Origin of the sequence: Streptomyces purpurogeneiscleroticus (assembly GCF_020024005.1) — a bacterium.
Lineage (GTDB): Bacteria > Actinomycetota > Actinomycetes > Streptomycetales > Streptomycetaceae > Streptomyces > Streptomyces purpurogeneiscleroticus.
Genome location: NZ_NHSG01000318.1, coordinates 1 through 3,474, shown reverse-complemented (window position 1 = coordinate 3,474; position 3,474 = coordinate 1). Strand labels below are relative to the sequence as shown.

Here is a 3,474-nt window from a genome sequence, read left to right as displayed (position 1 = left end):
GGTCCAGCCGTCCTCGGGACGGTCGAACCACAGATGGACCTGGCCGGTGCCGACGGAGTTCTCGTACTCCCCGTACTGGCGCCCGCGGGCGGTGCAGGCCGCTTCGCCCAGCGCGCCGGCCAGCATCAGGTAGTGGAAGAACTTCGCCTCCGGCTTGTACTTCCAGAAGTCCGGCATGGTGCGCAGCACCTCGTCGTGGCAGCCGTCCTTGAACCAGGCGATGCGCTGCTCGTCGGCCGCGCGCGCCTCGGGGGTGAAGATGTGCACGGGGTCGCTGGCTTCGTGGTCGCGCAGCTGCCGCAGCGGCCAGAAGGTGTGCGAGAGGGCACCGGAGGCGATCACCAGGACCTTGCGGCCCTCGGTGGCGGCGATGCCGTCGGCGAGGGCGCGGCCCAGGCGCAGATGGTCCTCCATGTCGCCGGTCTGGCAGACGCCGATGGAGACCCACTTCTTGTCGGGCAGGCCCTCGCCGAGGTGCTTCCAGAGGTTGATCGTGGCGTAGTAGATGGGCAGGTAGTCGTCGTCGATGGGGGTGATCCAGGTGCCGTGCTTGTCGGCGAACTGGGCGATGTTCGCGGCCAGTTCGGGGTCGCCGGGGAAGTCGTACGGCATCCGGCACATGCCGCGCGGCAGCTCTTCAGAGGTGAAGAGGCCGGCCCGGCGCTGCTGGGCGGTGACAACGAATTCGACGGTGGTGGCCCAGTGCGAGTCCAGGACGACGACGGTGTCGTAGTCGGCGGTCTCGAAGACGTCCTCGCGGAGCCGGCGCAGGCCGGTGACGAGGGTGATCTCCTTGCCCTCGTTCAGCTCCCGCCGGGTCTCCTCCGGCAGCACGATGGTGGGGACATGGGCGAGCAGCCCGGCGCCGACGATCTCACCCATGGTCGCGCCAGCCCTTCGGCGAGGTGACGGTGTTCTTGAGGTCGCAGTAGAAGTCGAAGCTCCAGGTGCCGCCCTCGCGGCCGACACCGGACTCCCGGGAGCCCCCGAAGGGGGCCTGGAGGTCGCGGACGAAGAAGCAGTTGACCCAGACGGTGCCGGCGACGAGCCGTCCCGTGACGCGCTCGGCGCGCTCCCGATCGCCGGTGGCGACGGTCGCGGCGAGGCCGAAGCGGGTGTCGTTGGCGAGCCGGACCGCTTCCTCCTCGGTCTCGAAGGTCTGCAGGGTGAGGACCGGGCCGAAGACCTCCTCCTGGACGATCTCGGAGTCCTGGGCGACGTCGGTGAGGAGGGTGGGCGCGTAGAAGTTGCCGTCCTTGCGGTGTCCGCCGATGACCGCGCGCGCCCCGGCGGCGAGCGCCCGCCGCACGAAGCCGTCGATCTTCTCCATCTGGCGGGGGTGGATGTTGGGCCCGATGTCGGTGGCCTCGTCGCGCGGATCGCCCTGCCGCAGGAGCGCTGCCTTTGCGACGAACCGGCGGGTGAACTCCTCGGCGACCGAGGACTCGACGAGGAGGCGGGTCGCGGCGAGGCAGACCTGCCCGGCGTTGTCGTACTGCTCCACCGCCAGGTCGACGGCGAGGTCCAGGTCGGCGTCGGCGAAGACCAGCAGCGGGGACTTGCCGCCCAGTTCGAAGCTGGTGGGGACGAGGTGGGCCGCGGCCGCCGCGGCGATGGTCTTCGCGGTCGGTACCGAGCCGGTGAAGCTGATGCGGCGCACGTCGGGGTGGGCGACCAGCGCGCTGCCCGCCTCGGTGCCGTAGCCCTGGACGACGTTGAGGACACCGGCGGGCAGGCCCGCCTCGTGTGCGATGTCGGCGAGGAGGGAGGCGGTGAGCGGGGTCCACTCGGCGGGCTTGAGGATCACCGTGTTGCCGGCGGCGAGCGCCGGGGCGATCTTCCAGGTCGCGAGCATCAGCGGCGCGTTCCACGGCGTGATCAGCACGCAGGGGCCCGCGGGGTCCCAGGAGACGTGGTTGGTGTGGCCGCGCCCCGCGGCGGAGCCGCTCGTGTACGTCGTGAAGTCCTCGTGTTCCAGTTTCAGCAGCCAGTCGGCGAAGAAGCGGAAGTTGTGCGCGACGCGGGGCATCACGCCGCGGCGGTGCGAGCGCAGCAGCGCGCCGTTGTCGGTGGTCTCGACGATCGCCAGGTCCTCGATGCGCTTCTCGACGCCGTCGGCGATGGCGTGCAGGATGCGGGCGCGTTCGGCGCGCGGGGTGGCGGCCCAGCCGGAAAACGCCTCCTTCGCGGCGGCGACGGCCACTTCGGCCTCCGTCGCGGTGCCGCGGGCGATCTCGCCCAGGGCCGCGCCGTCGATGGGCGAGACATCGGTGAAGGTGGCGGCGGAGGCGACGCGGGCGCCGCCGATCCAGTGCCGGGTGTCGACGGCGACGCCGGCGACGGTGGTGCGGTGTGCGGTCATGTCCGGTCTCCCAGAGGTCGAAAGGGGGCGGTCACTCGGCGGCGGAGGTGCCGGACTCCAGGAGGGTGCCGCCGTTCCAGACGACGCCGACCTGGCGGTAGTACGCGGCGATCGGCTCGCGGACTTCGAGGCGGGCCAGCTCCTCGGTGGGCGCCTCGAACAGCTCCAGTTCGGCGTCGCCGCGCCAGGCGGGGCCCGCCTCGAAGGACGCGGCGCCGCTCTCGATCAGCTCGTCCAGGGCGAGGCCCTTGCCGGGCTCGATGGCCGGGAGCCAGCGGTGGTGGGCCATCGGGTGGCCGTTGACGAAGCCGTTGGTCCCGGATTCCTCGCGAAGTGTCACGACGGCCTGGGCGAGGCGCCGGTCGGCGGCCGCGAGCGTGGCGCCGAAGCGGGCGCCCGCTTCGATGCGCGGCGCCGGGCCGTAGGGGTGCGGGCGGGTCTGGTGGATCGAGCCGAGCTTCTTCGGGTAGCCCTGGTGCAGCCCGCGGGCGATCGCGAAGTCCTTGTCGACCCAGATGTACACGCAGCGGGAGTACGTACGGCCCTTGTACGAGCAGCGGACGACCGCGAAGGCTTCCTTGTACTGGGCGCGCACTGGGTCGAGGAGTTCTTCCCCCGAGGCGGCGCAGGACTGCCAGTCGGCCCAGATGAGGGCGACGGCGCCGGGGTCCTCCTCGGCGAGGCCGAGCGGTTCGGGCAGCAGCTCGCGGACGCGCGCGGGGTCGGTGCGGTACTCGACGGTGAGGAGGTCGCCGGAGTAGTGCCAGGGGGGCGAGGGGACGAGCGAGGCGGAACCGGTCGCCGTCTTGGGGTGGAAGTAACCGCGGACGCTGGCCATGGTGGTCGGACTCCTTCAGGCGTGCTGGGTGCTGGGGGCCGGCTGCTGGAGCAGTTCGGCGCGGTAACGGGCGGCTCCGGAGGCGGCGGCCGGGCCGCCGAGGGCGAGGACGCCGACCAGCCGGCCGTCGGCGTGGTAGCCCATGACGACATCGCCGTCCGGGTCGCCGGCCAGGACGCGGATGTCGTCCAGGCCGAGGGACGGGGCGCCGAAGGACTGCAGCCGGAAGTCGTGCTGGTCGCTCCAGAAGGTGGGGAACGGCGCGAAGGGGGCG

Annotated in this window: 4 protein-coding genes; all 4 read right to left on the bottom strand. The window is 72.0% G+C overall.

Translation table 11 applies throughout. The features are described from left to right. Positions 1-882 (bottom strand): 3,4-dihydroxyphenylacetate 2,3-dioxygenase (locus tag CCS38_RS20650; protein ID WP_223734791.1); only part of this gene is annotated, 882 nt, incomplete at its 3' end. Then, positions 875-2,362 carry an aldehyde dehydrogenase gene (locus CCS38_RS20645; RefSeq protein WP_223734790.1) on the bottom strand — a complete coding sequence of 496 codons (1,488 nt, stop codon included), beginning with the start codon at positions 2,360-2,362 and terminating at the stop codon, positions 875-877. The genes CCS38_RS20650 and CCS38_RS20645, both read right to left, overlap by 8 nt. 31 nt (positions 2,363-2,393) lie before the next feature. Further along, positions 2,394-3,200: an acetoacetate decarboxylase family protein gene (locus CCS38_RS20640; protein WP_223734789.1), complete on the bottom strand. Its 807-nt coding sequence runs from the start codon at positions 3,198-3,200 to the stop codon at positions 2,394-2,396. A gap of 15 nt (positions 3,201-3,215) precedes the next feature. Then, positions 3,216-3,474: oxidoreductase C-terminal domain-containing protein (locus CCS38_RS20635; RefSeq protein WP_308050838.1), on the bottom strand; the 259-nt coding region annotated here is incomplete at its 5' end.

Coding starts and splice junctions, on each gene's coding strand:
- CCS38_RS20640 (WP_223734789.1), bottom strand. CDS start 3,200: ATGGCCAGCGTCCGCGGTTACTTCCACCCCAAGACGGCGACCGGTTCC.
- CCS38_RS20645 (WP_223734790.1), bottom strand. CDS start 2,362: ATGACCGCACACCGCACCACCGTCGCCGGCGTCGCCGTCGACACCCGG.